This is a genomic window from Pontibacter sp. T17 (assembly GCF_057219875.1).
In genome coordinates this window covers 163,505-184,857 of the sequence record NZ_JBXVVW010000001.1, presented here as the reverse complement: position 1 = coordinate 184,857, position 21,353 = coordinate 163,505, and the positions used below count along the sequence as shown (strand labels likewise).

20 protein-coding genes are annotated in these 21,353 nt (G+C 56.3%); 11 read left to right on the top strand and 9 right to left on the bottom strand.

Annotated features, from left to right (window positions below):
• Positions 1–78: 78 nt before the first annotated feature.
• Positions 79–1,320 carry a hypothetical protein gene (locus AC2D8O_RS00860; RefSeq protein WP_484676885.1) on the top strand — a complete coding sequence of 414 codons (1,242 nt, stop codon included), beginning with the start codon at positions 79–81 and terminating at the stop codon, positions 1,318–1,320.
• Positions 1,321–1,413: 93 nt separating this feature from the next.
• Here AC2D8O_RS00860 and AC2D8O_RS00855 read toward each other — a convergent pair whose 3' ends face one another.
• Entirely contained in the window at positions 1,414–2,145 is a 732-nt protein-coding gene (locus tag AC2D8O_RS00855; protein ID WP_484676884.1) for a class I SAM-dependent methyltransferase, read from the bottom strand.
• 183 nt (positions 2,146–2,328) lie between these two features.
• A complete protein-coding gene (locus tag AC2D8O_RS00850; protein ID WP_484676883.1) occupies positions 2,329–3,321 on the bottom strand; it encodes a beta-ketoacyl-ACP synthase III in 993 nt (330 codons plus the stop codon).
• A gap of 186 nt (positions 3,322–3,507) precedes the next feature.
• Here AC2D8O_RS00850 and AC2D8O_RS00845 point away from each other — a divergent pair, with 186 nt between their 5' ends.
• The 3 genes from AC2D8O_RS00845 (at position 3,508) to AC2D8O_RS00835 (ending at position 6,917) form a co-directional block, all read left to right on the top strand.
• On the top strand, positions 3,508–4,866 hold the full coding sequence (locus tag AC2D8O_RS00845; RefSeq protein ID WP_484676882.1) for a peptide MFS transporter: 1,359 nt from the start codon (positions 3,508–3,510) through the stop codon (positions 4,864–4,866).
• A 288-nt stretch (positions 4,867–5,154) separates the two neighbouring features.
• On the top strand, positions 5,155–6,441 hold the full coding sequence (gene eno / locus AC2D8O_RS00840; RefSeq protein ID WP_484676881.1) for a phosphopyruvate hydratase: 1,287 nt from the start codon (positions 5,155–5,157) through the stop codon (positions 6,439–6,441).
• Between the two features lie 143 nt (positions 6,442–6,584).
• On the top strand, positions 6,585–6,917 hold the full coding sequence (locus AC2D8O_RS00835) for an FtsB family cell division protein (RefSeq protein ID WP_484676880.1): 333 nt from the start codon (positions 6,585–6,587) through the stop codon (positions 6,915–6,917).
• 19 nt (positions 6,918–6,936) lie between these two features.
• On the opposite strand, the gene purS is transcribed toward AC2D8O_RS00835, so the two are convergent.
• A complete protein-coding gene (gene purS, locus AC2D8O_RS00830; protein ID WP_484676879.1) occupies positions 6,937–7,188 on the bottom strand; it encodes a phosphoribosylformylglycinamidine synthase subunit PurS in 252 nt (83 codons plus the stop codon).
• Positions 7,189–7,336: 148 nt separating this feature from the next.
• Here purS and AC2D8O_RS00825 point away from each other — a divergent pair, with 148 nt between their 5' ends.
• Both AC2D8O_RS00825 and AC2D8O_RS00820 read left to right on the top strand, forming a co-directional pair.
• Positions 7,337–8,221 (top strand): rhomboid family intramembrane serine protease, encoded by an 885-nt coding sequence (locus AC2D8O_RS00825; protein ID WP_484676878.1) that lies wholly within the window; start codon positions 7,337–7,339, stop codon positions 8,219–8,221.
• 199 nt (positions 8,222–8,420) lie between these two features.
• Positions 8,421–9,296: an endonuclease/exonuclease/phosphatase family protein gene (locus AC2D8O_RS00820; protein WP_484676877.1), complete on the top strand. Its 876-nt coding sequence runs from the start codon at positions 8,421–8,423 to the stop codon at positions 9,294–9,296.
• 1 nt (position 9,297) lies between these two features.
• Here AC2D8O_RS00820 and can read toward each other — a convergent pair whose 3' ends face one another.
• From can to AC2D8O_RS00805, 3 genes are all read right to left on the bottom strand, one after another.
• A complete protein-coding gene (gene can, locus AC2D8O_RS00815) occupies positions 9,298–9,951 on the bottom strand; it encodes a carbonate dehydratase (RefSeq protein ID WP_484676876.1) in 654 nt (217 codons plus the stop codon).
• A gap of 26 nt (positions 9,952–9,977) precedes the next feature.
• Positions 9,978–11,576: a SulP family inorganic anion transporter gene (locus AC2D8O_RS00810; RefSeq protein WP_484676875.1), complete on the bottom strand. Its 1,599-nt coding sequence runs from the start codon at positions 11,574–11,576 to the stop codon at positions 9,978–9,980.
• 81 nt (positions 11,577–11,657) lie between these two features.
• The gene (locus AC2D8O_RS00805; protein WP_484676874.1) at positions 11,658–11,837 is read right to left on the bottom strand and encodes a hypothetical protein; all 180 of its coding nucleotides are present in this window, start codon (positions 11,835–11,837) and stop codon (positions 11,658–11,660) included.
• Positions 11,838–11,898: 61 nt separating this feature from the next.
• Between AC2D8O_RS00805 and AC2D8O_RS00800 the strand changes: the two genes are divergently transcribed.
• The 3 genes from AC2D8O_RS00800 (at position 11,899) to AC2D8O_RS00790 (ending at position 15,754) form a co-directional block, all read left to right on the top strand.
• Positions 11,899–12,972, top strand: coding sequence for a ligase-associated DNA damage response exonuclease (locus AC2D8O_RS00800; RefSeq protein ID WP_484676873.1), 1,074 nt, complete (start codon positions 11,899–11,901; stop codon positions 12,970–12,972).
• A 70-nt stretch (positions 12,973–13,042) separates the two neighbouring features.
• On the top strand, positions 13,043–14,185 hold the full coding sequence (locus tag AC2D8O_RS00795; RefSeq protein ID WP_484676872.1) for a Fic family protein: 1,143 nt from the start codon (positions 13,043–13,045) through the stop codon (positions 14,183–14,185).
• A 54-nt stretch (positions 14,186–14,239) separates the two neighbouring features.
• The gene (locus AC2D8O_RS00790; protein WP_484676871.1) at positions 14,240–15,754 is read left to right on the top strand and encodes an MBOAT family O-acyltransferase; all 1,515 of its coding nucleotides are present in this window, start codon (positions 14,240–14,242) and stop codon (positions 15,752–15,754) included.
• 72 nt (positions 15,755–15,826) lie between these two features.
• Here AC2D8O_RS00790 and AC2D8O_RS00785 read toward each other — a convergent pair whose 3' ends face one another.
• From AC2D8O_RS00785 to AC2D8O_RS00775, 3 genes are read right to left on the bottom strand one after another with little or no spacing between them, the layout of a single operon-like run.
• On the bottom strand, positions 15,827–17,116 hold the full coding sequence (locus AC2D8O_RS00785) for a NupC/NupG family nucleoside CNT transporter (RefSeq protein ID WP_484676870.1): 1,290 nt from the start codon (positions 17,114–17,116) through the stop codon (positions 15,827–15,829).
• A gap of 19 nt (positions 17,117–17,135) precedes the next feature.
• Positions 17,136–17,906, bottom strand: coding sequence for a lysophospholipid acyltransferase family protein (locus tag AC2D8O_RS00780; protein ID WP_484676869.1), 771 nt, complete (start codon positions 17,904–17,906; stop codon positions 17,136–17,138).
• Between the two features lie 7 nt (positions 17,907–17,913).
• Positions 17,914–19,236: an MFS transporter gene (locus AC2D8O_RS00775; RefSeq protein WP_484676868.1), complete on the bottom strand. Its 1,323-nt coding sequence runs from the start codon at positions 19,234–19,236 to the stop codon at positions 17,914–17,916.
• A 62-nt stretch (positions 19,237–19,298) separates the two neighbouring features.
• Between AC2D8O_RS00775 and AC2D8O_RS00770 the strand changes: the two genes are divergently transcribed.
• Together AC2D8O_RS00770 and AC2D8O_RS00765 are read left to right on the top strand one after the other, a co-directional pair.
• Positions 19,299–20,606 carry an O-antigen ligase family protein gene (locus AC2D8O_RS00770; protein WP_484676867.1) on the top strand — a complete coding sequence of 436 codons (1,308 nt, stop codon included), beginning with the start codon at positions 19,299–19,301 and terminating at the stop codon, positions 20,604–20,606.
• Positions 20,603–21,352: a shikimate dehydrogenase family protein gene (locus AC2D8O_RS00765; protein WP_484676866.1), complete on the top strand. Its 750-nt coding sequence runs from the start codon at positions 20,603–20,605 to the stop codon at positions 21,350–21,352. Before AC2D8O_RS00770 ends, AC2D8O_RS00765 begins: the two co-directional genes overlap by 4 nt.
• The last annotated feature ends 1 nt before the right edge of the window (position 21,353 follow it).

Genomic DNA, 21,353 nt, shown 5'->3' with positions numbered 1-21,353 from the left:
AACAAAGCGATATCAGATGCAACCCGTTGGGTGGCTTACTGTCTTTGTTGGCGTAAGGACTTGAAACAAAAGAAGGTTATGCGACGCTATCTACTGCTCCTGACGCTTGGCTTCGGCCTTGCAGCCCCTGCCTGGGCCCAGGAAGAAGGCTTGTTATATGGCACTGTCACGACGCTCAATGGGCAGTCGTACACCGGCGTACTTCGCTGGGGCAAAGAGGAATCCACGTGGGATGATCTGTTCAACGCAGACAAAAAGGACAATCCCTACTATGGCCAGCTGAGCGCCAAAGAGCGCGACGAGATGGAAGAGTCTCGAGGCTCGTCATGGAGCCGTGGCTGGAGCTGGAACGGCTGGGGCAGTTCGATCTCACGCTGGTCGTGGGGCACTTCCACTCACCAGTTTGTGGTGCGCTTTGGCGACATTTCACGGCTGAACCTGCTTTCGAGCCGCACTACGGAAGTGGTGTTTAAAGACGGCTCCAAACTGGAGGTAGGCGATGGCTCCAACGATATCGGCGCTACCATTCAGGTAGCAGACCCTGAGATTGGTCAGATCTCACTTGAGTGGGAGCGCATTCGCAGTGTCGAATTCAAAGCCCCTGCCTCCAAGCCCACCCGCACCCTTGGCAGTCCGCTGTTTGCCCGTGTCAAAACCCGCTTTGGTGAATATGCAGGGTACATTCAGTGGGACAATGAGGAAAGCCTCAGCGGCGACAAACTGGATGGCAGCACCGAAGACGGCAAGGTATCCATCGAAATGGGCAGCATTGCCAGCATCGAGCCCTATCGCAGCGGTTCGCTGGTGAAGCTGAAAAGTGGCCGCGAGCTGTATATCACAGGCAGCAATGATGTGAACGAAGAGAACCGGGGTATTGGCATCCATAATCCAGCGTTTGGCCGGGTGCTGGTCAGCTGGGACGATTTCCGCGGCCTTACTTTCGAGCAGCCTTCGGGCCCTGGTATCGGCTACAACGCCTTTGCCCAGCCTCGTAAAATCCGCGGCACTGTACGGACTACCGACGGCCAGACCCTGAGTGGCGAACTGGCTTACGACCTCGATGAAGCTTGGGACTATGAGATGCTGGATGGCAAGGATGGCAAATCGGAATACTCGATTCCCTTCCGCTACATTCGCGAAATCATGCCCGATGGTTTCTCCGGCTCGCGTGTCAAGCTGCGCAGCGGCATGGAACTTCGTCTGACCGACTCGCAGGACGTCAATGAGCGTAACACTGGTGTAATGGTTTTCGAATCAGGTTCCAACAGTCGCCCCCGCTTTGTACTCTGGAGCAAGATCGAACGCGTCACTTTCGAGTAACGACTCTACGGGCTCTCACCCGCACTCAAAGCAACAGCCCCGGCGAATCTCGTCGGGGCTGTTGTCATGCTACGGTGCGTAGTCGTTGTTACATCAGGCAGGCTGTGCAAACAATATGAGACGTGGGGAGTCTTCCTCGTCGTAGGGTGCCCCAAGGTAGTTGCCCCACAGCTGTGTGATGCGGAAGTTTTCGCGTTTGAGCATGCGCTCAAAGTCGCGGAGCCCCAACAGCTGAACGGCCTCTTTAAAGGCGAGGATCTTGTTGCCGTCAGTTACGCGGATACGTTTTTCTACCAGCCCATCGTGAATAGAGCGCTTGATCTCAAACTGGATTCCTTCGATTTCGTGTTTCTCGAAGGGTACCAGATGGCGCTGTACGTGGCGCGGGTTGAGGAAGTCGATTACCAGGTGGCCATTGGGCTTTAGGCAACGACGAAGACAGTTGAACACCTGCTGATTCTCTGAGAGGTCAGAGAAGTAGCCCATGCTGGTGAAGAGGTTCAGCGCGAGGTCGAATGGCTCGTCAAAGGCCAGTTCGCGCATGTCGCCCACTTCGAAGTGCAGATGCTCGCTTTCATGGGCCCGGGCTATTTCCACTTTGGCACGCGAGAGGTCCACGCCCGTGACATCAAAACCCAGCTTATGCAAGTAGATGGCGTGGCGACCTGACCCACAGGCCACATCCAGCACGCGTGCAAGTGGCTCGGGCTTCAGGTAGGCAACGAGGTTGTCGATGAAGAGCTGGGCGTCCTTATAGTCGCGGTGCCGATACAGCAGCGCGTAATAGGGAGAGTCAAACCACGATTTGAACCATTCGTCTTGCATCCGTTGTCCAGTCAGGGGTGCGGTAAGTGTGGCCGCTAACGCAGGGAATTGCATGCTGAGGGCGCAGTCGGGGCGCAAAACTAGGACCTTTTCGCTCCTGATTTACAAGGCTTAAGCCCCAGACACCAAGCCCACACACAATCAGGCAGATAACGATACTGTGAGGGCGTTGATTGCCTAAGATCACCAGACAACAGCAGCTGAGCCCCAGGTGAAACCGGCGCCAAAGGCGGCAATCAACACGCGGTCGCCTTTTTTCAGACGGCCCATGCGCTCGGCTTCTGCCAGACAGATCGGGATGCTGGCAGCAGTGGTGTTGCCATAGCGCTCGATATTGGAGAAGAACTTGTCCATGGGCATACCCCAGAACTCTGCCACGGCCTGCACAATCCGGATGTTGGCCTGGTGCAGAATGAAGAGGTCCACGTCATCTTTGGTCCAGCCAGCCTTGTTCAGTGCCTCTTGGCCCACAGCTATCATATTCGTGACCGCATGCTTGAATACCTCACGGCCATTCATGTAGGGGAAAAGGCCCTTCAGGTCGGGGTTTACCTTTGGGTATTGCTTGGAGTTGGGCTCGGCCACCCATAGCTCGCGGGTGTAGCGGCCATCGGCGTGGAGGTGAGTATTCAGGATGCCTCGCTCGTTTTCTTCGCTTGCCGAAACAATGACAACTCCTGCTCCGTCGCCAAAGAGGACACCTACCGTACGGCCTTCGTTGGTAAAATCCAGGCTGGTACTCTGTACCTCGGCGCCAATCAGCGCGATGTTTTTATACATGCCCCCTTTGATAAACTGCTGGGCAATGCTGAGGCCATACACAAAGCCGGAGCACTGCTGACGGATGTCGAGCGCAGGTATGCCCGGCAGACCGAGCTTTTCCTGCAGAAAACAACCGGAGCCGGGAAACCAGGCTTCGGGGCTGAGGGTGGCAAAGATGATGAAGTCGATGTCCTGCACCTGTATGCCCGCACGTTGGCAGGCTTCCTGTACCGCAGGTAGCGCCAGGTCGGCTGGTCCCTGCGGATTGTTGAGGTCTATCCAATGGCGTTCGCGAATGCCCGAGCGCTCAAAAATCCACTCATCCGTGGTGTCATAGATACGGGTGATGTCGTCGTTGGTGACTACGCGGGCAGGAACATTGAACGCAGTAGCAGAGATGACCGCATTGGGCATACGATTGTTTGTTAGGACGGAGGAGTAAAGAAAACGCGCAGAAGCTGCGCGCGTATCTGGGCATTTGTCCAGCGCTAAAATAACAGAATCTGCTTTTTGCAGCAGGGCTAACACCTGTTATGGGCTGCTGCATCGGCTTTCTGCTATTTTTGGGAACGGCTTAAGCTTAAAACAGGCACACACTGCATGAAGAAACCGTCTACACAAACTTTGTTGGGGCACCCGATAGGGTTGTTCTTCCCGCTCTTCACCACGGAAATGTGGGAGCGTTTCAATTACTACGGGATGCGCGCCATTCTGATTCTGTTCATGACCAAAGCGGTAGCAGAAGGGGGCATGGGCTGGGATCAGGCAGAATCGAATGTGATTTATGGCTGGTTTACGGGCCTTGTGTACCTGGCCACCATCTTCGGTGGTGCCGTGGCCGACAACCTTCTGGGGCGGCGCCCTAGCATTCTGCTTGGCGGTGCGCTGATGATGTTTGGCCAGTTTACCCTCGCTTTTGGTTCGGGCGCAACGCTGTTTTTTGTGGGCCTGGGCCTTATCTGTATCGGCAACGGTCTTTTCAAGCCGAATATCTCGACCATGGTAGGTGACCTCTACACGAAGGAGGATGCCCGACGTGACAGCGCCTTTACCATTTTCTACATGGGCATCAACTCCGGTGTCATTCTGTCGTCCATTACAGGGTGGCTGGAAGGTCAAGAGATGTATGGTGCCCGCTGGGGTTTTGGAGCCTGCGGTGTTGCGATGCTCATTGGCTTGATAGTCATGCTGATGTTTGGCGACAAGTATCTGGGCGACCTGGGCAAGGAACCAGAGGCCAAGCGGTTGAAAGCTGAAATGAATGCCTCGGGCGAGAAGCGTAGCCTTACCGACCTGACTCGAGTAGAATGGCAGCGTATTATTGTGCTGTTTGTCATCTTCTTCTACGCTGTGATGTTCTGGCTCGGTTTCGAGCAGGCTGGCAGTTCGATGAACCTATACACACGCGATTACATAGACCGCACGGTATTGGGTTACGAAATCCCGACGGGCATTTTCCAGAGCGTGAATTCTATTTTCATCGTATTGTTTGGCCCCATCTTCGCCTGGATTTGGATAACCCTGAGCAAGAAGGGGAAAGAGCCCCGTACGCCTATCAAGATGGCGCTGGGCCTCATTCTGATGGGTGTAGGGTTTCTGTGTCTGGTTGGCGCCGTGAAAGAGCGGGGTGGCGATATAGCCGACACCAGCATCAAGGCAAGCCTGATCTGGCTGATAGGCGCCTACTTCTTTCATACAATGGGTGAGCTATGTCTGTCGCCGGTGGGGCTTTCGGTGTTTACGAAGCTGGCGCCTGCACAGTTTGGTTCACTGATGATGGGCCTGTGGTTTGCGGCTGTTGGGGCAGCCAACGTAATCGGGGGCTATGTCGCCGCGGCCGTTAGTGATGCGGGGGCTTATGCAGTGTTTCAGGGTATTGCCTGGGCTGCCATTGGCCTGGGTGTGCTGGCCATACTACTGTCGAAGGTACTGGGGCGCATGATGCACGGTGTACACTAAACCATACAGGGCAAAAGCTACTGTACAACTTAAAAGACGTAGGTAAAAAACGACAAAAGGCCCTGAGAGGGCCTTTTGTCTTAGTGTTAGTTTAGTTTTTCGTCGCCAGTACCGGTAGCAGGGCCGGTTTATAGGAGTGGCAGACTGGGGTTCAACCAGTATCACGTAAGTATTTGCAAGTACTGTGCCGAGATTTGGCCGGAAAGCATGCCCGCGCAACTCTTTGGCCCAAGGGGAATTCGTAGTTTCGCGCCCACATCGAACTCGAACCTCATCACCCCTAGACGCATGGCTTATATTGTGGATGTGCATGCCCGTGAGATCCTGGATTCACGCGGCAACCCGACCGTAGAAGTAGAAATCACGACCGACAGCGGCGTAATTGGCCGTGCTGCGGTACCCAGCGGCGCCAGCACTGGCAAATACGAAGCCGTGGAGCTGCGCGATGGCGACAAGAGCCGTTTTCTGGGCAAGGGGGTGCAGAAGGCAGTGAAGCACGTCAATGACGTAATCGCACCGGAAATCATTGACATGTCGGTGTTTGAGCAGGTGCAGATAGACCAGACCCTGCTGGCGCTGGATGGCACCAGCAACAAGGCCAAGCTGGGCGCAAATGCCATTCTAGGTGTATCGATGGCGGTGTCGAAGGCGGCGGCTGGCAGCGCCGACATGCCCCTGTGGCGTTATATCGGTGGGGTAAATGCCCGCGTATTGCCCGTGCCGCTGATGAACATTCTGAACGGCGGTAAGCACGCCGACAACTCCATCGACTTTCAGGAATTCATGATTATGCCGGTGAAGGCCGAGAGCTTCCGCGAGGCGCTCCGCATGGGTACCGAGGTGTTTCATGCCCTGCGCACCGTACTGCACGACAAAGGCCTCTCGACCAACGTGGGCGATGAAGGCGGTTTTGCTCCCAACCTGACCTCGAACGAAGAGGGTATCACCACAGTGCTGATGGCCATTGAGAAAGCTGGCTATCGCCCCGGCGAAGACATCTTCCTGGCGATGGACGCAGCCGCCAGCGAGATGTACAATGAGGAGACTCACAAGTACAAATTCTATAAGAGCAGCCAGGAAGAGATCACGAGCGACGAACTCGTTTCCTTCTGGGCCGACTGGTGCCGCAAGTACCCCATCCTCAGCATTGAAGATGGCCTGCACGAAGACGACTGGGCCGGTTGGAGCAAGCTGACCGAGCAGCTGGGCAACCGCGTGCAGTTGGTAGGCGACGACCTGTTTGTAACAAACGTAGTGCGCCTGCAGAAGGGCATTCGGGAGAAGGCTGGCAATTCGGTGCTGGTAAAGGTGAACCAGATTGGTTCACTCACAGAGACCATCGAAACGGTAAGCCTGGCAACCCGCAGTGGCTATACCAGCATTATGTCGCACCGGAGCGGCGAAACCGAAGACACCACTATCGCCGACCTGGCAGTGGCGCTGAATTGTGGCCAGATCAAAACGGGCTCGGCCAGCCGTACCGACCGTATTGCCAAGTACAACCAGCTTCTTCGTATCGAAGAGGAACTGGGAGCTACTGCCACGTATGGCTCGCACTTGCTGCGGTTTGTCTAGAACATCAGGGATTTGCTGATATCAGGGGGCTTCGGCCCCCTTTCTGTTTCATCCACGGGGTAAGTGGCCTGTTGGCACAGGCAGGCGGACAACTCTTACCCTTATTCGAGATGCGGCTGCAACAAAGTCTGTTAACTAGCAGCATGACAACCTACGAACGGGTAAAGGCCTGGGTAGAGTGGGTGAAGCCCTATGCCCGCAACCGCTACATCGCGGTGGCATTTATTGCCGTAGTGTGGATGCTGTTCTTCGACCGCTACGATTTGCGTACCCGACTGAAGGTACAGGCGCGGATAGACAAACTTGAGCAGGACAAAGCCTTCTATCAGAAGGAAATAGCCAAGCTGAAACTGGAGCGCGACCTTCTGCAGAACAACATCCGCGAGGTGGAGCGCGTAGCGCGTGAGCAGTACTTGATGAAGCGGCCCAACGAGGACGTCTATGTGGTAGTACTGGACAGCACCAAGAAAGACTGACCTAGCGGTAAAGGCCGGATCAGTTCTGGCTGACCGTCACCGTATAGCCTTCCATAATGGCGTTGGCCAGCAGTTTTTTGGCGGCGTCATCGGCGAGTGTGCGGGCTTCGGCTTCGCTGGCTGCCTCCAGTTGCAGGCGCACCCGCCGGCCAATGCGCACATCCTTCATCCCCTGAAAGCCCAGGTTGTGCAGGCCCAGCAGAGTGGCTTTGCCAGCAGGATCCAGGATTTCCTCATGGGGTAGAATGTCGATATAGGCGGTGAAGAGCATGTGGCAACGAGATTAGCTGGACAAAAGTAAGCAGAAAGCTACTACCAGTATTCAGGGCCGGAACCTGTCTTTGTTCCGGCAGGTTGCATGCCATAGGAGCGACAGTTAGTTAGTACATTCGCTGACCGAACCTTACCTGATTAGACCTATGGCCTCTTTGGTCGACGACCTCCGTAGCGGATTTCTGGCTCGCAACGGTGCCATTGGCCAGCTGATACTGGTCAACGTAGGCATTTACCTGCTGTTCGTTATTCCGGGCGTGTTTCTGTTTCTGGCAGGCGCAACCCGCTACGACCATATCGCGTTGGAATACCTGACGCTGCCCTCCGATGCGGGTACGCTTCTGGTACGGCCGTGGACCCCCATTACCTATCAGTTCATCCACAGCCTGCAGGATACGCTGCATCTGCTCTTCAACATGCTGACCCTTTACTGGATGGGACGGCTGTTGCGCGAGTATCAGGGCGATCGTCGGGTGTGGAACCTCTATCTACTGGGGGGGCTTGTTGCGGCGTTTTTGTTTGTGCTGGCTTTCAACATTTTCCCAGGCCTGGCAATGAGCCGTGGGGCCTACCTGCTGGGAGCCTCTGGCGCTGTGATGGCAATTGTGGTGGGAACAGCCACACTGTTGCCCGACTTCACCATTCTGCTACTTTTCTTTGGGCCCGTGCGGCTGAAGTGGGTAGCAGTGATTCTGGTACTGCTCAATTTCATTGGCATTTCGCAGGGGAATGCAGGAGGCATGATTGCACATCTGGGGGGGGCGCTGTTTGGCTACATATATATCGTGCTGCTGAAACAGGGTATCGACCTGGGAGCGCCGTTCAATGCGGTTCGCGACTTCATTCAGAAGCGTTCTGACCGTTCGGCGCGGAATCTGCGTGTTGCCAGCCGCGGCACTCCCAAAGCTGTTCCGGGTTCGCCCTCGGAAGACGAAATCAATCGGATACTCGACAAGATTCGCGCTGTTGGCTATGACAAGCTCACGACCGAAGAGAAGCAAACCCTCTTCAACGCGAGCAACCAGAAGTAGCCGACTCCTGCACCTTGGTGGCCGGCTACTCCGGCTGTTGAATGTGCTGTTTTGGTTGCCTCTGTTGCTGGCGTTGTTGGCGCCCTGGATACCGCCCGATCTCTTTTGGCCAGCAGAATTCTGTGCCATGGGTTTTCCTTGGCTGGTGCTTGGGTTGCTGTGTTGGGTAGGGGGATGGGCCTTTTTCAGCCGGCGATGGATGATAGCCAACCTTGTGGTGTGTGTACTGGGCTCGCCACAGGCATTAGGCATTGTACAGCTGCATGGCCCTGCCGCCCCAGCTGAGAACGAGCTGCGTGTAATGACCATGAATGCAGCAGCCCTGCGCTATGACCTGAAGAATCTGGATGGCGTCGCGGCGGTTCTGCAACGCGCGCAGCCGGATATACTGGTGGTACAGGAGAGTTGGCTGCATACCCGGAATGAGAACAAGGTACTGCCAGCATGGATGACCGCCGGGGGCTTCAGGGAATATCGGCAGTACAAGCTGGCGTTCTGGGGTTTTGGTTTGGCGGTGTTCAGTCGCTTTCCCATTACTGACCACGAGTATGTGACCATCGCCAAGGATTATGACGACAATGCCATTTACTACGTGGAGGTAGTGGCGTATGGACAGAAAATCCGAGTGTACGATATACACCTGCGCAGTTATTCGCTGGGAACCCAGCAGCGCTCGGCGCTGGACAGCCTGGCAGGTTCGCGCAAGCTGAAGGTAGCGGCTGTGAAAGGCACGCTTCGTAAACTCAAGACTACCTGGCCCAGACATATGCAACAACTGGAAGCCTTTCGCGCCAGTCTGCCGGATACCTCTCAGCCGGTTATCGTCTGCGCTGACCTGAACAATCCGCCCTATGGATACCTGTATCACCAGATGGCAGAGGGCTTTCACGACAGTTTCTATGAAAGTGGGCAGGGGCTGGGCCTCACGTTTGGTAGTCTGCTCTCAGCTTTTCGGATCGATTACGTGATGGTTTCGCCGCACTTTGAGGTGCGATCACACGAGCTGGTGCCGCTGCCATTCAGTGATCACCATGGGATTCTGACGCGAATCCGGCTGAAGAACCCGGCACCATAGGCTAGCGTAAGGCAGGATTCTCGTCTTCAAACTCGAAGAGATAGATCTGCTCCAGCTTCGATTCGTGGGTCATCAGTGTGAGGTCTTTCAGCAGGCCAGTCTCAAGGTCGTAGACCCAGCCATGAATAACCGGGCGCTGTTCGTTATGCCAGGCGGTTTGTACGATAGAAGTTTCGGCAATGTGCTTCACCTGTTCCAGCACGTTGATTTCGACCAGCCGATCCCAGCGTGCATCCATGTCGGTAATGAGCTCCAGCTCGTCTTTGTGCAGGCGGTAGATATCCTTGATGTGCCGCAGCCACTTGTTAATGAGACCGTAGTTTTTGTTGGTCATGGCAGTGCGGATGCCGCCGCAGCCGTAGTGTCCGCAGACGATGATATGTTTCACCTTCAGTACGTCCACTGCGTACTGCAACACACTGAGCATGTTGAAGTCGGTGTGGATGACAAGGTTGGCAATGTTTCGGTGAACAAACAGTTCGCCGGGCTCGGTGCCAGTAACTTCCTCTGCCGGGACGCGACTGTCGGCACAGCCAATCCACAGAAATTCAGGCGTTTGGGAATTGGCGTTGCGGGAGAAAAAATCGGGCCGAGCCTGAAGCTTCTCCTGCACCCAGGCCTTGTTGGCCAGCAGCAGTTTGCGATACGATTCCATGAAGAAGGAGTGGGAGGAGTTGGGTTCTAGTGGCTGCTGCCGGCAAAACGAGCGTCAAGCTCCAAATGATACAACTCAATGTTAATGTTACGGAACTGGGCTGCGTGCATAAAATCCAGCACGGTTTCCTGTATGTCTCCATCAATGATGCGGGCCTTTCCTCCGTCAATCCGCAGACTGGCCCCATCAGGTATCTGTTGCAGGTAGGCTTTCAGTTCGGCTTTGTTCAGGAAGGTAACGTCTTTGTTGAAGCGCAGCAGATAGTAGACAGAAGAGTCATCTTTCACCAGAGTAAAAGCATTCTGGTGTGCGGTGAGAATGACAAAAATGAAGGCAATAGCCAAGCCGATGCCGATGCCGATTAGCAGGTCGGTAAAGACAATAGCCAGTATTGTAATAAGGAATGGCAGAAACTGTCGCCACCCCGACTTGAAAACGGAAACAAACAGCTGTACGCGCGCCAGTTTATAGCCAACCACCAAGAGAATGGCTGCCAATGAGGCGAGGGGAATCTGATTCAGCAAACCAGGAATAAGCAGCACACAGCCCAGGAGCAACACGCCATGCCCCACTGAACTCCACCGGGTGCGCCCACCCGCATAAACATTGGCCGAAGTGCGGACAATGACAGAGGTGATGGGGAGCCCTCCCAGCAGGCCGGAGATAATGTTGCCCGTACCCTGTGCTTTCAACTCTTTCGAAACATCGGAGATGCGACGGAAGGGATCGATTTTGTCGGTGGCCTCCAGGCAAAGAAGGGTCTCAAGGCTGCCAACAATAGCAATGGTAAACGCGATGGAGTAAATCTGGGTGTTGGCCAGCGCCTGCCAGTTTGGAAAATGAAGAAGGCCCAGCACGCCACCTGCCTCCGCTATTTGGGGCAACTGTACCAGGTGTTTGTCTTTGGCAAGGAGTTCCCACGCTGGTAGAGCCGCATGGAACAGTGCGTTGACTCCTACTCCGAGAAACACGACAAGCAATGGGCCTGGTAACACCCGCAGCCACGCGTTTCGCTTGATGGCGGGACTTTCCCAGAGAATAAGCACGGCGAGTGACAGCGCTGCGATACTCACAGCCCCAGGGCTGAAACTCATTACCGCAATGAAGATTTCCTCGAAAGTGTTGAGGCCGTCGGCGGGCTGGATGAACTCGAAGTCACCGACAAAATCGCGGTCGCGCCCCAGGGCATGTGGAATCTGCTTCAGGAAGATGACAATGCCGATTGCCGCCAGCATGCCTTTTATGACGCTTCCGGGTATGAATGAGGCCAACGCTCCTGCCCGTAAAAAGCCTAACAGGATCTGGATGGCTCCAGAGAGCACGACTGCTACCAGGAAAACCTCATAGCTGCCGAGCTTTTGGATAGAGGTAGCGACGATGACGGCAAGACCGGCCGCTGGGCCGCTTACACTCAAGGGAGATCCTGAGAAGTAGCCAATGAAAATGCCCCCTACTATTCCTGCGGTAATGCCTGCCATTAAAGGAGCGTTGGAGGCAAGCGCAATGCCCAGACACAGGGGCAGTGCCACTAGAAAAACAACCAGCGCAGCTGGCGCGTCGTACCTCAGATTGGCGATAAAACCAGCCGTGAGTCCGACCCGGGAACCAGAGTCGTGTGTGGACATAAAGGACTTGGCCCCTTCAGCAGAGCCAAAGAGGCTTCACAGTCGGACCGCAAAATTTGTTCCCGTTCCCCGTCAGAAACTTTACAGCTTGCGCAGAATGTAGACCACCAACAGGATAAACAGCACTGGCACAGCGATAATCATGGCCCAAACAAAGAAGAGGATGGTGCCTGCCACCAGCATGCCGATGAGCCAGGCAATGATTCGCCAGGCAACAAAAATGAGTGCGACAATCAGGAGTATTTTCAGGAGCGATTTCATAAGCCCGTAATTAGCGTTACTAAAACAAAGAGACAGTGTTTTACCATTCGTTGCATCCCCGATGAAATCTGTCGCCACCGATATGCTGATATCCACCGATTTGGGGCTTTACTGCCCGGCGGGTGATTTCTATATCGATCCCTGGAAACCGGTGTCGCGGGCCATTATTACACATGCGCATGCCGACCATGCCCGCTGGGGCCACCAACGCTATCTGTGCAGTCAGGAGGGCGAGGGTGTGTTGCACAGCCGTTTGGGCAATGTTTCGTTGCAGACCCTGCCTTATGGGCAGAAGCTGCGCATCAAGGATGTGTGGGTGTCGCTGCACCCGGCAGGGCATATTCTGGGCTCTGCGCAGGTGCGCATCGAAGGTGCAGAGGGTGTCTGTGTCGTGTCGGGCGACTACAAAACCGAAGCTGATGGCACCTGCACAGCCTATGAGCCGGTGCCCTGCGACCTGTTTGTGACAGAAAGCACCTTTGGCCTGCCCATTTATCAGTGGCAGAACCAGCGCGAAATATTTGCCGAGATCAATGCCTGGTGGCGACAGTGCCAGCAGGAGGGGCGTACTGCCATGCTTTATGCCTATTCGCTGGGCAAGGCACAACGCATACTGGCAGGTCTGGATGCTTCCATAGGCCCCATTGTGATGCACGGGGCAATGGAAGGCCCCACCGAAGCCTATCGGGCTGCGGGAATTGATTTGCCCCGGACAATTGCCTGGCAGTCGTATGTGGCTGCGAAGCATGCAAAACGGCTGCCACTGGTATTGGCTCCACCATCGGCCGAGGGCACCCCGTGGATGAAACGCTTTGGGGAGGTGTCAACGGCATTTGCGTCGGGCTGGATGCTGCTGCGCGGTACACGCCGCCGCCAGAATCTAGACCGCGGCTTTGTGCTGTCTGATCACGTGGACTGGCCCAGCATGTTGGCGGCCATTGAGGCCACCGGTGCCAGTGAGGTGCGCGTGACGCACGGCTATGTAGACACCGTTGTACGGTACCTTAACGAGACGGGCATCGGCGGCCGTGCGGTTGTGGCCCTTCCACTGCACACGCTCTTTGAAGGCGAGGGCGGAGAAAAGGAGGATAATGGACAATCTGGTTCATTAGAGACGGCCACAGAAGTCATATGAATCGTTTTTGGGTATTTTGATTCACAAGAGCGGGTTTGTGTAGCTTTGTGAATCAAAAGATTCAAACTGAATGTCTCGCTATCACGACAGGGCAGGGGTTGCCAAACGGCTGGAACCCGTTGGCCCACCGCTGTCTTTGGTTCCGAATCCTTTACCGCCTCATATTCATCGTACTTCAGAGCTTGATGCTCAACAGGAGGCGGCAACCATCTCATTAGGTCGTCTGGATGTTATTGAGCGTGCAGATTTGGCTAGTCATCTGCAATACATGTACATCCGTAAAGAGGCAGTATTGTCTTCGCAGATAGAGGGGACACAATCAACGCTGGACGACTTGCTACGATTGGAGCGGGAAGAGGCTCCGGGTTTGCCAGAGGGAGACATTGGAGAAGTTGTGAATTATGTGAAGGCGATGAATGCGGGCCTCAAGTGGATACAGGATGGTGGAAGTATTGATAGAGAGCTGATTCTGTACTTGCATAAGATTCTGATGGAAGGGGTCAGGGGCGGTGATAAAACTTCCGGCGCTTTTCGTACTACACAGAACTGGATTGGCCGGAAGGAAGATGGCCCTGAAAGCGCAAAGTATGTACCTCCTCCTCCAGAAGATATGCTTCAGTGTATGGAGCAGTTGGAGGCCTATATCAGAGAGGAGTCTGGAAAAGGCTCGGCCTTGATCAAAGCAGGACTTGTTCACTACCAGTTCGAAACCATTCACCCTTTCTATGACGGCAATGGCCGCTTGGGGCGACTATTGGTTACCCTGCTGCTTTACGCTGAAAAGGCTTTGAGAAGTCCAATGCTGTACATAAGCCTTTATCTGAAGGAGAACCGATCTGAGTATTACACCGCTTTGCAGCGCGTAAGAACGCACGGTGAATGGGAACAGTGGCTTCTCTTTTTTTTGAGTGCGATAGACAGCGCGGCAAAAGATGCTGTCAGAGTTGCGAATAAGCTGGAGCAGCTGACCCAGCGCCACCGAGCGCAGCTTTATGATGCCAAAGTGACAAAACAGGCTATCGTTCTGCTGGAGTTATTGCCCCAGCTGATTTTTCTGAACGCAGAAATCGTAGCCACACGGTTGAATATCGCCTGGCAGACGGCCAACCGGTTGTTGAACCAGTTTGAGCAAATGGGCATTCTGCGCGAACTCACTGGGCAAAAGCGAAATCGAGTGTTTTGCTATCAGGAATATTTAGACACCCTGCGATAGCAATTTCTGCCCAGCTCCCAGCGTACCTTCGCTGTCTCATATCGTTTGCCTCCTTTGGACTGGTTCTCCGACTTCTGGGCCGCCCTGCAACCCGGCTCTGTTTTTCCGCTGACGTTCACCACGGTGCTGTTTGCCGTACTGTTTACGGCACTGCTGCTGCTGTTGGTACTGGCAGGGCGCTGGCCCAACGTGCGTACAGGCCTGCTGCTGGCCTTCAGTCTGTTCTTCTACTGGAAAGGCGGCGGGGCCTTTGTGCTGCTGATGTCGGCTACGGCCCTGCTGGATTACACCGTGGGCCGTCTTATCGGCTACAGCCACAGCGGCAAAATAGCCAGCAGTGCAAAAGCCGCCTGGCTGCGGAACAGCGCGTTGGGGCTTTCGCTGCTGATGAACCTAGGCCTGTTGGCCTATTTCAAATACGCCAACTTTTTCCTCAGCACCTGGCTGGGGCTCACGCAGCCCGAGGCCACATTCGTGCCGCTCCAGATTCTGCTGCCGCTGGGCATCTCGTTCTACACTTTCCGGTCGCTGAGCTATGTGCTGGATGTGCACCGCGAGATGATGGACCCCGAGACCAACTTCCTGCGGTATTGGCTGTATGTGGGCTTCTTTGCCAACCTGCTGGCAGGCCCCATCACCCGGGCCGAGCCTTTTCTGGAGCAGGTCAGGAAACCCTTCCAGCTTTCTGCTGCCGACAGCGGCGAGGCCTTCTGGCTGTTCTTCACGGGGCTGTTCAAGAAGCTGGTTATTGCCGACTATCTGGCGGCCAATCTGGTAGACCGCGTATTCGAAAATCCGGGGGCCTATGCCGGATTCGAGAACCTGATGGCCGTCATCGGCTATTCGATGCAGCTCTTTGCCGACTTCTCGGGCTATACCGACATGGCGCTGGGTGTAGCGCTGCTGCTGGGCATCCGGCTGGTGGGCAACTTCCGCGAACCCTTCAAGGCCACTTCGGTGTCGGATTTCTGGCGGCGGTGGCACATTTCGCTTTCCACCTGGTTCAACGAGTACGTATACATGCCGCTCACTTTCTCTTGGCGCACAGTGGGTAAGGTCGGTATCCTGTCGGCGGTGGTGCTCACCTTCATTCTATCTGGTCTGTGGCATGGCCCCGCCTGGACGTTTGTGCTGTGGGGGCTGCTGCACGGCCTGGCTATTGCGGTGGAAGTAGGCCTGCAACCGCTGCGCAGCAAGTGGGCACAACAGTTGCCCAAAGGGCTGTACATGGGCTTCAGCACCCTGCTGACGTTCGTTTTTCTGTGCGTCACCTACGTGCTGTTCCGCTCGGCCAACCTCACGCAGGCGGGAATCATGTACAGCCAGATTCTTGACAGGTTTCAGCCGGAAGTAGCCGGGCAGTGGGTCGTGGCCTACGCAGGCCCCGCAGCCATGCTGGCTTTTGGGTTTGCACTGCACTTTACGCCAACTGCCTGGAAACACGGCCTGAAGCGCTGGTTTGTCGACAGCCCGTGGGTGGTGCAGGCATTGCTGTGTGCGCTTGCGGTTATCCTCATCTATCAGGCCCGCATCGCTGACGCGCAGCCGTTCGTTTATCTTCAGTTCTGATGCCGGAGGAGCCTGAAAACAGAAGCAGCACACCTGTCTGGGTGTGCCGCTTCTGTTTTGTGCGATTGTGTGTCAGCTGAGAATGCCCGCCAGCGTGGCGCTCATGTAGCTGGCGAGTGTGCCGCAGATGAGGGCACGCCAGCCCAGTGCGGCGAGGTCGGCACGGCGTTCGGGTGCCAGCTGCCCAATGCCACCCACCTGAATAGCGATGGACGAGAAGTTGGCAAACCCGCAGAGCGCAAAGCTCACAATGATGATGGTTTTGGGACTTAAGGCGCCGGGCGTCTGCATAAGGTTAGCCATATCCAGATAGGCAACGAATTCGTTGACTACCATCTTGGTACCCATTAGAGCTCCCGCGGTGGGAGCTTCGGTCCACGGTACACCCATTGCCCAGGCAAAGAGCGAGAAGAGCGAACCCAGGATCATTTTCAGCGACAGTTGCGACAGGTCAACACCCAGTGCCTGTGGGCTCATGAAAGCAATATTGCTGGCCAGTGCACCTCCCAGAAAGCCAAGAATGGCATCTACCAACGCGATCAGCGCAATGAAGCCGATGAGCATGGCAATGACATTGAGCGACACCCGAAGGCCGTCTGATGCGCCGTGGCTTATGGCGTCCACCAGATTGGCATCCTTCTTCTCTACGTTGAGCTTTACATACCCCTTGGTCTCGCTCTCCTCGGTTTCGGGATATACGATTTTGCTTATAACAAGTGCACCGGGGGCTGCCATGATGCTGGCCGCCAGCAGATACGGGGCCGGGACACCCAGCTGGATGTACACCGCCATCACCCCGCCGGCAATACAGGCCATGCTGCCTGCCATACTGGCCAGCAGCTCGGAGCGGGTCATGCCCTTCAGATAGGGTTTGATCATGATCTGGGCCTCCACCTGGCCCACAAACGTACTGGCTACGTTGCTGAGGGCTTCAGAGCCACTGGCGCCCATAAGCCAGTGCACTACCCGCGCAGACAGGGCCACAATGCGCTGCATCAGACCAATGTGATAGGCGATGGCCACCAGCACCGCTACGAAGATGATGGTAGGGATGATCTTGAAGAAGAAGATGAAGGACTTGCCCGGACCAAAGGCCGACTCCATCACCGATTTCTCTACCAGTGCGCCAAACACAAAGCTGGCGCCAGCATCGGCATAGCCGAGCAACTGCGTTACGCGTTCACCCAGCCAGCCGAAAACGTTACTGCCGACGTCGGTCTTCAGGATGAAGAGCGCCAGCAGGAACTGGATGAGCAGGCCAATGCCCACCAGACGGTAGTTGATGGCGCGGCGGTTGTTGGACAGCGCAAAGGCAATGCCCAGAATCAGCACCACGCCGATTAATCCCATGAAACGGTCCATTGTTGGGCAAGTTAACCCTTTAGTTGCCTGCCTCGGCGGAAGGGCGTGGGGTTGAGGGATGTGGATTTACGCCAAGTTGTTGATGAATCCAGTTGCGGACCATCTGCTCCAGTTCGTGTGCGTGCTTGGATCGCATCGGTGGCCCGATGTACAGGTCCAGGCTGGTACGCTTGCGGCCGTGCACCCGCAGAAAGTGCCGGAACATCGATTCCGAGCTGCCCCAGCCATCCTCCTGACGCTCCCATCTCAGGGCAACTGGCACAATAGGGGCCTCGATGGTGGCGGCTACGTGGAAACTGCCCATGTGAAAGGGCAGCATCTCGTGGCCGTCAGAAGTGGTGCCTTCGGGAAAAAGGCCCACCGAGCGGCCATCCTGAATGCCTTTGGCCAGGGCCCGCAGCGCGCTGCTGCGGCTGTGTTGCGTATCGCGCTGTACGAAAAGAATGCCAACACGCTGGGCACCTGGGCCGATGAAGGGGAGTTTGGCTACTTCGGCTTTGCTTAGAAATGTGCAGGGCAGTGCTGCCAGCACAGCAGGGGCATCGGAATAGCTGCGGTGGTTGGCAGCGTACAGGGCCGGGAAGTCGGGTGGGGTTCCGTGCACTCGCAGTTCCACGCCCATAATCTTGAGGGCGCGGCGGCCCCAGCGTTGTCTGAACTCATCTGCCAGCACGCGGCTCAGAGAGGGGCTCAGGTTCTGGCGACGGGTAAGTTTACCTACCAGCAAGGCAGTGACCCACAGCAGTTGCAGGATGCGCCAGAGCGCCCTCAGGCTGTTGAAGAACTGCATGGGCCCGTTAAATGAGCGTTTTGTGATCGCCCGCGAGTTTGCGCCAGGGCAGCACACTCAACAACACGAAGCCCACCGCCAGCCACACAATCATGACGAGAATAGACGTCCGCATGGAGCCTGTCCATTCACGCATCAGGCCGAAAATCAGCGTGCCAATGATGATGCAGACCTTGTCGGTAACGGAGTAGAAACTGAACAGAGCGGCTTCGGTCTTGTAGGCCTCGGGCAACAATTTGGTATACATGGCCCGCGAGGTACTTTGGATACCGCCCATCACGAAGCCTACCACAGCCGCCAGCAGGTAGAACTCAATAGGTTTGGTGATGAGCCATGCGGCGATACAGATAAGGATCCAGACAGCTACGCAGATGCGCAGGGCCACCGTGTTGCCATATTTCTCCGAAACACGTGCCATGATAAGGGCACCGGGTATGGCAATAAGCTGAATGATCAGCAGTACCAGTATGAGGTTGCCGCTGTCCAGGTGCATTTCGTCTTTGCCGTAAATACTGGCCACATACATCACCGTCTGGATGGTGGTGTTGTAGAACAGGAACGTAAGGAGAAAGCGCCAGCCTGCTGGCATGGTCTTAAGGGCGGCAAAGGCCTTGCCGAGTTCGCGGAAGCCGGCCAGCAGAAAGCCGTAATCGCCACTGAAGTGGGGTTTGCTGGGGCGTTGGCGCAAACGCAGAATAGAGCGGATGCCAAAGAAGGCCCACCACACGCCTGTCAGTACGAACCCAATACGCACGGCCGTGCCTGCGGGTATGTCGAGATAGTCGGGCCCAAGCATGGCCAATGCAAGGGCTGCAACCATAAGAATGACACTGCCAATGTAGCCAAGGGTGTAGCCGCGGGCTGAGAGTGAGTCATAATGCTCTTCACTGGCTACTTCGGGCAGAAAGGAATTGTAGAATACGTCTCCCAGTGCATAGCCAATGGAGGCGCCGATGAACATGGCCAGGCCGAGCAGCACTGTGCTGTTGGTGAAAAAAAACAGCCCTACACAGCAAGTGGAGCCCAACAGGCAGCAACTGAGGAGAAAGGTGCGCTTCAGGCCCTTTGCATCGGCAATACCACTGAGCAGGGGGCTGAATAGCACCTGCACCAGAAAGGCCAGCGACACGGCGTAGGAGAACACCGAGGCCCGGGGAAAGTCTGTGCCGAAGAGTCGGATGACTTCCGGTGCAGTTTCGGAGTAGTAGATGGGGAAAAGTGCGGTGGAGATGACCAGCGAATACACACTGTTGGCCCAGTCGTACATGGTCCAGGCGCGCATCTCGCGAGGATTGTTCTTATCCATCGCAGCAGGAGGAGTTGTTGCCATTCGGGATTCAATATACAGGGGTTGTGCAACGGATTGCCCGAATGGCTGCAAATTGCAGTCGTATGCAGACACAGGCCACCGGCACACGCCGGCCTTTCTGGGTGCAGGAGTCCCAGCTGATGCTGATTTTCCTGCTGCTGGGCATTGCCGCCACGCCGCTCTCGCGCAGTGTGTCGGCCATTGCCATTGTGCTGGTTGCGGTAAACTGGGTGGCGCACGGGGGCTTCCTCCGGTTCCGTCAGCTGCGCAACCGCCCGGCTGTGCTGCTGGCCTTTGCCTATCTGGCCATGATGCTGCTGGGCGTGTTGTACACCCGGCCCGAGAACGTCCCCGGCACCGCGCAGGACATCAAGACCGCACTTCCGATAGGGCTGCTGCCATTGGTAGTAGCTACCACGCCACTGCCACCCCGGCGCTGGCTGCGCGGCTGGGCTGTCGCTTGGATTGTCAGTGTACTGGTGTGTCAGGTGTTCTTCATGGGCTACGCGGCCTATCGGATGTCGCAGGGCGAACCCGCCTCGGTATTCTTCTACCACGCCCTCACCGACGTCACGCACCTGCACAGCATCCAGATGTCGATGGCGGTGGCTTTTGCCATTCTGCTGACGGTGTATCTGGTCTGGTCGGAATGGCGCCAGCTTTCGCCACGCTCGCGTGGCCTGTGGCTGGGGTTGGTGCTGCCGCTGCTGCTGGTGTTTCTCCTGTTGCTGAATTCGCGTATGGCCATTGGCGCGCTGGTGCTGCTGCTGTCGCTGATGGCGGGGGCGGTGCTGTCGCAGCGGGTTGGCCTGTGGAAGGCTGTGGCGGCCAGTGCGGGGCTGCTGGCTGTGCTGGCCGTTTCGCTGTATGCGCTGCCTCCCGTGCGCAAGCGGTTTGACCACATCTTCGCCTCCGACCTCTCGGTACTCTCCAAAGACTATGTAGGTCCAGAGTACCAGCCTACCGAGCTCACCATTCGCCTCATCTCCTGGAAATATGCCTTTGAGGCGTGGGTCGATGGGCGGGTGCTGCTGGGTACGGGCACTGGCGACGTAAGCGACATTCAGGACTATGGCCGCAAGGCTGGCCTGAACGCAGGCCTGGTAGAGCTGCTGAATCCGCACAACATCTTCATCCAGCAGCTGCTGACCTTTGGTCTCCTGGGTTTGGCCATTCTGGTGCTGCTCTTTGGCTGGCCGCTGGTGTATGGGCTGCGCACCCGGCAGTGGGTGCTGGTGCTGGTGCTGCTCACGGTGGGGATCACCGGCCTCACCGAGCCCAATATCACTCAGCAATACCCAGCCACCTTCTTTGGGGTGCTGCTGGCCCTTACTGCCTGTGCCGATGGTCGCCTGGGCATTGGCCCTAAAGAAATGGAGGCTGCGGTATGAGGCAATACGGCCTGCTGGGCAAAAAGCTGTCGCACACGTTTTCGCCGGGCTATTTCAACGAGAAGTTTCAGCGGCTGGGCATTGCGGCCCACTACGCCGCCATTGAAGTGCCCAATCTGGAGGGCCTCCGCGACGAGCTGCCCCGCCAGTATGAAAATCTGGAGGGCCTCAACGTAACCATCCCCTATAAGAAGGCCGTCATCCCCTGGCTGGATGATCTTGACGCCACGGCCCGCGAGACGGGCGCGGTCAACACCATTGATATCCGCAACGGCGCCTGGATTGGCTACAACACGGATGTATTGGGCTTTCAGGCCGACCTGCTTGACTGGCTGGCCGGGGAGCCTTGCCCCCCTGCGCTGGTGCTGGGAACAGGGGGTGCCGCTGCGGCCGTGGTGTGGGTACTGCGTAACCTGCCACATCAGCCGGCCTTTCACCTCGTTTCGCGCGACCCCGCTGGCCCCGGAATTCTGGGCTACCATCACCTGACCGAGAACCTGCTGCACCGGCACCCGCTTATCATCAACACAACGCCTTTGGGCATGTACCCCGATACGGATACAGCACCTCCACTGCCTTTCCAATGGCTGGATGCGGGGCACTGGGTGTACGACCTGATTTACAATCCGGCTGAGACGCTGCTGATGAAACAGGCCGCTGAAAGAGGGGCTGCCGTCAGGAATGGGCTGGGCATGCTGCACGGACAGGCCGAGGCTGCGTGGGCCATATGGTCGAAAGGCCGCTGAG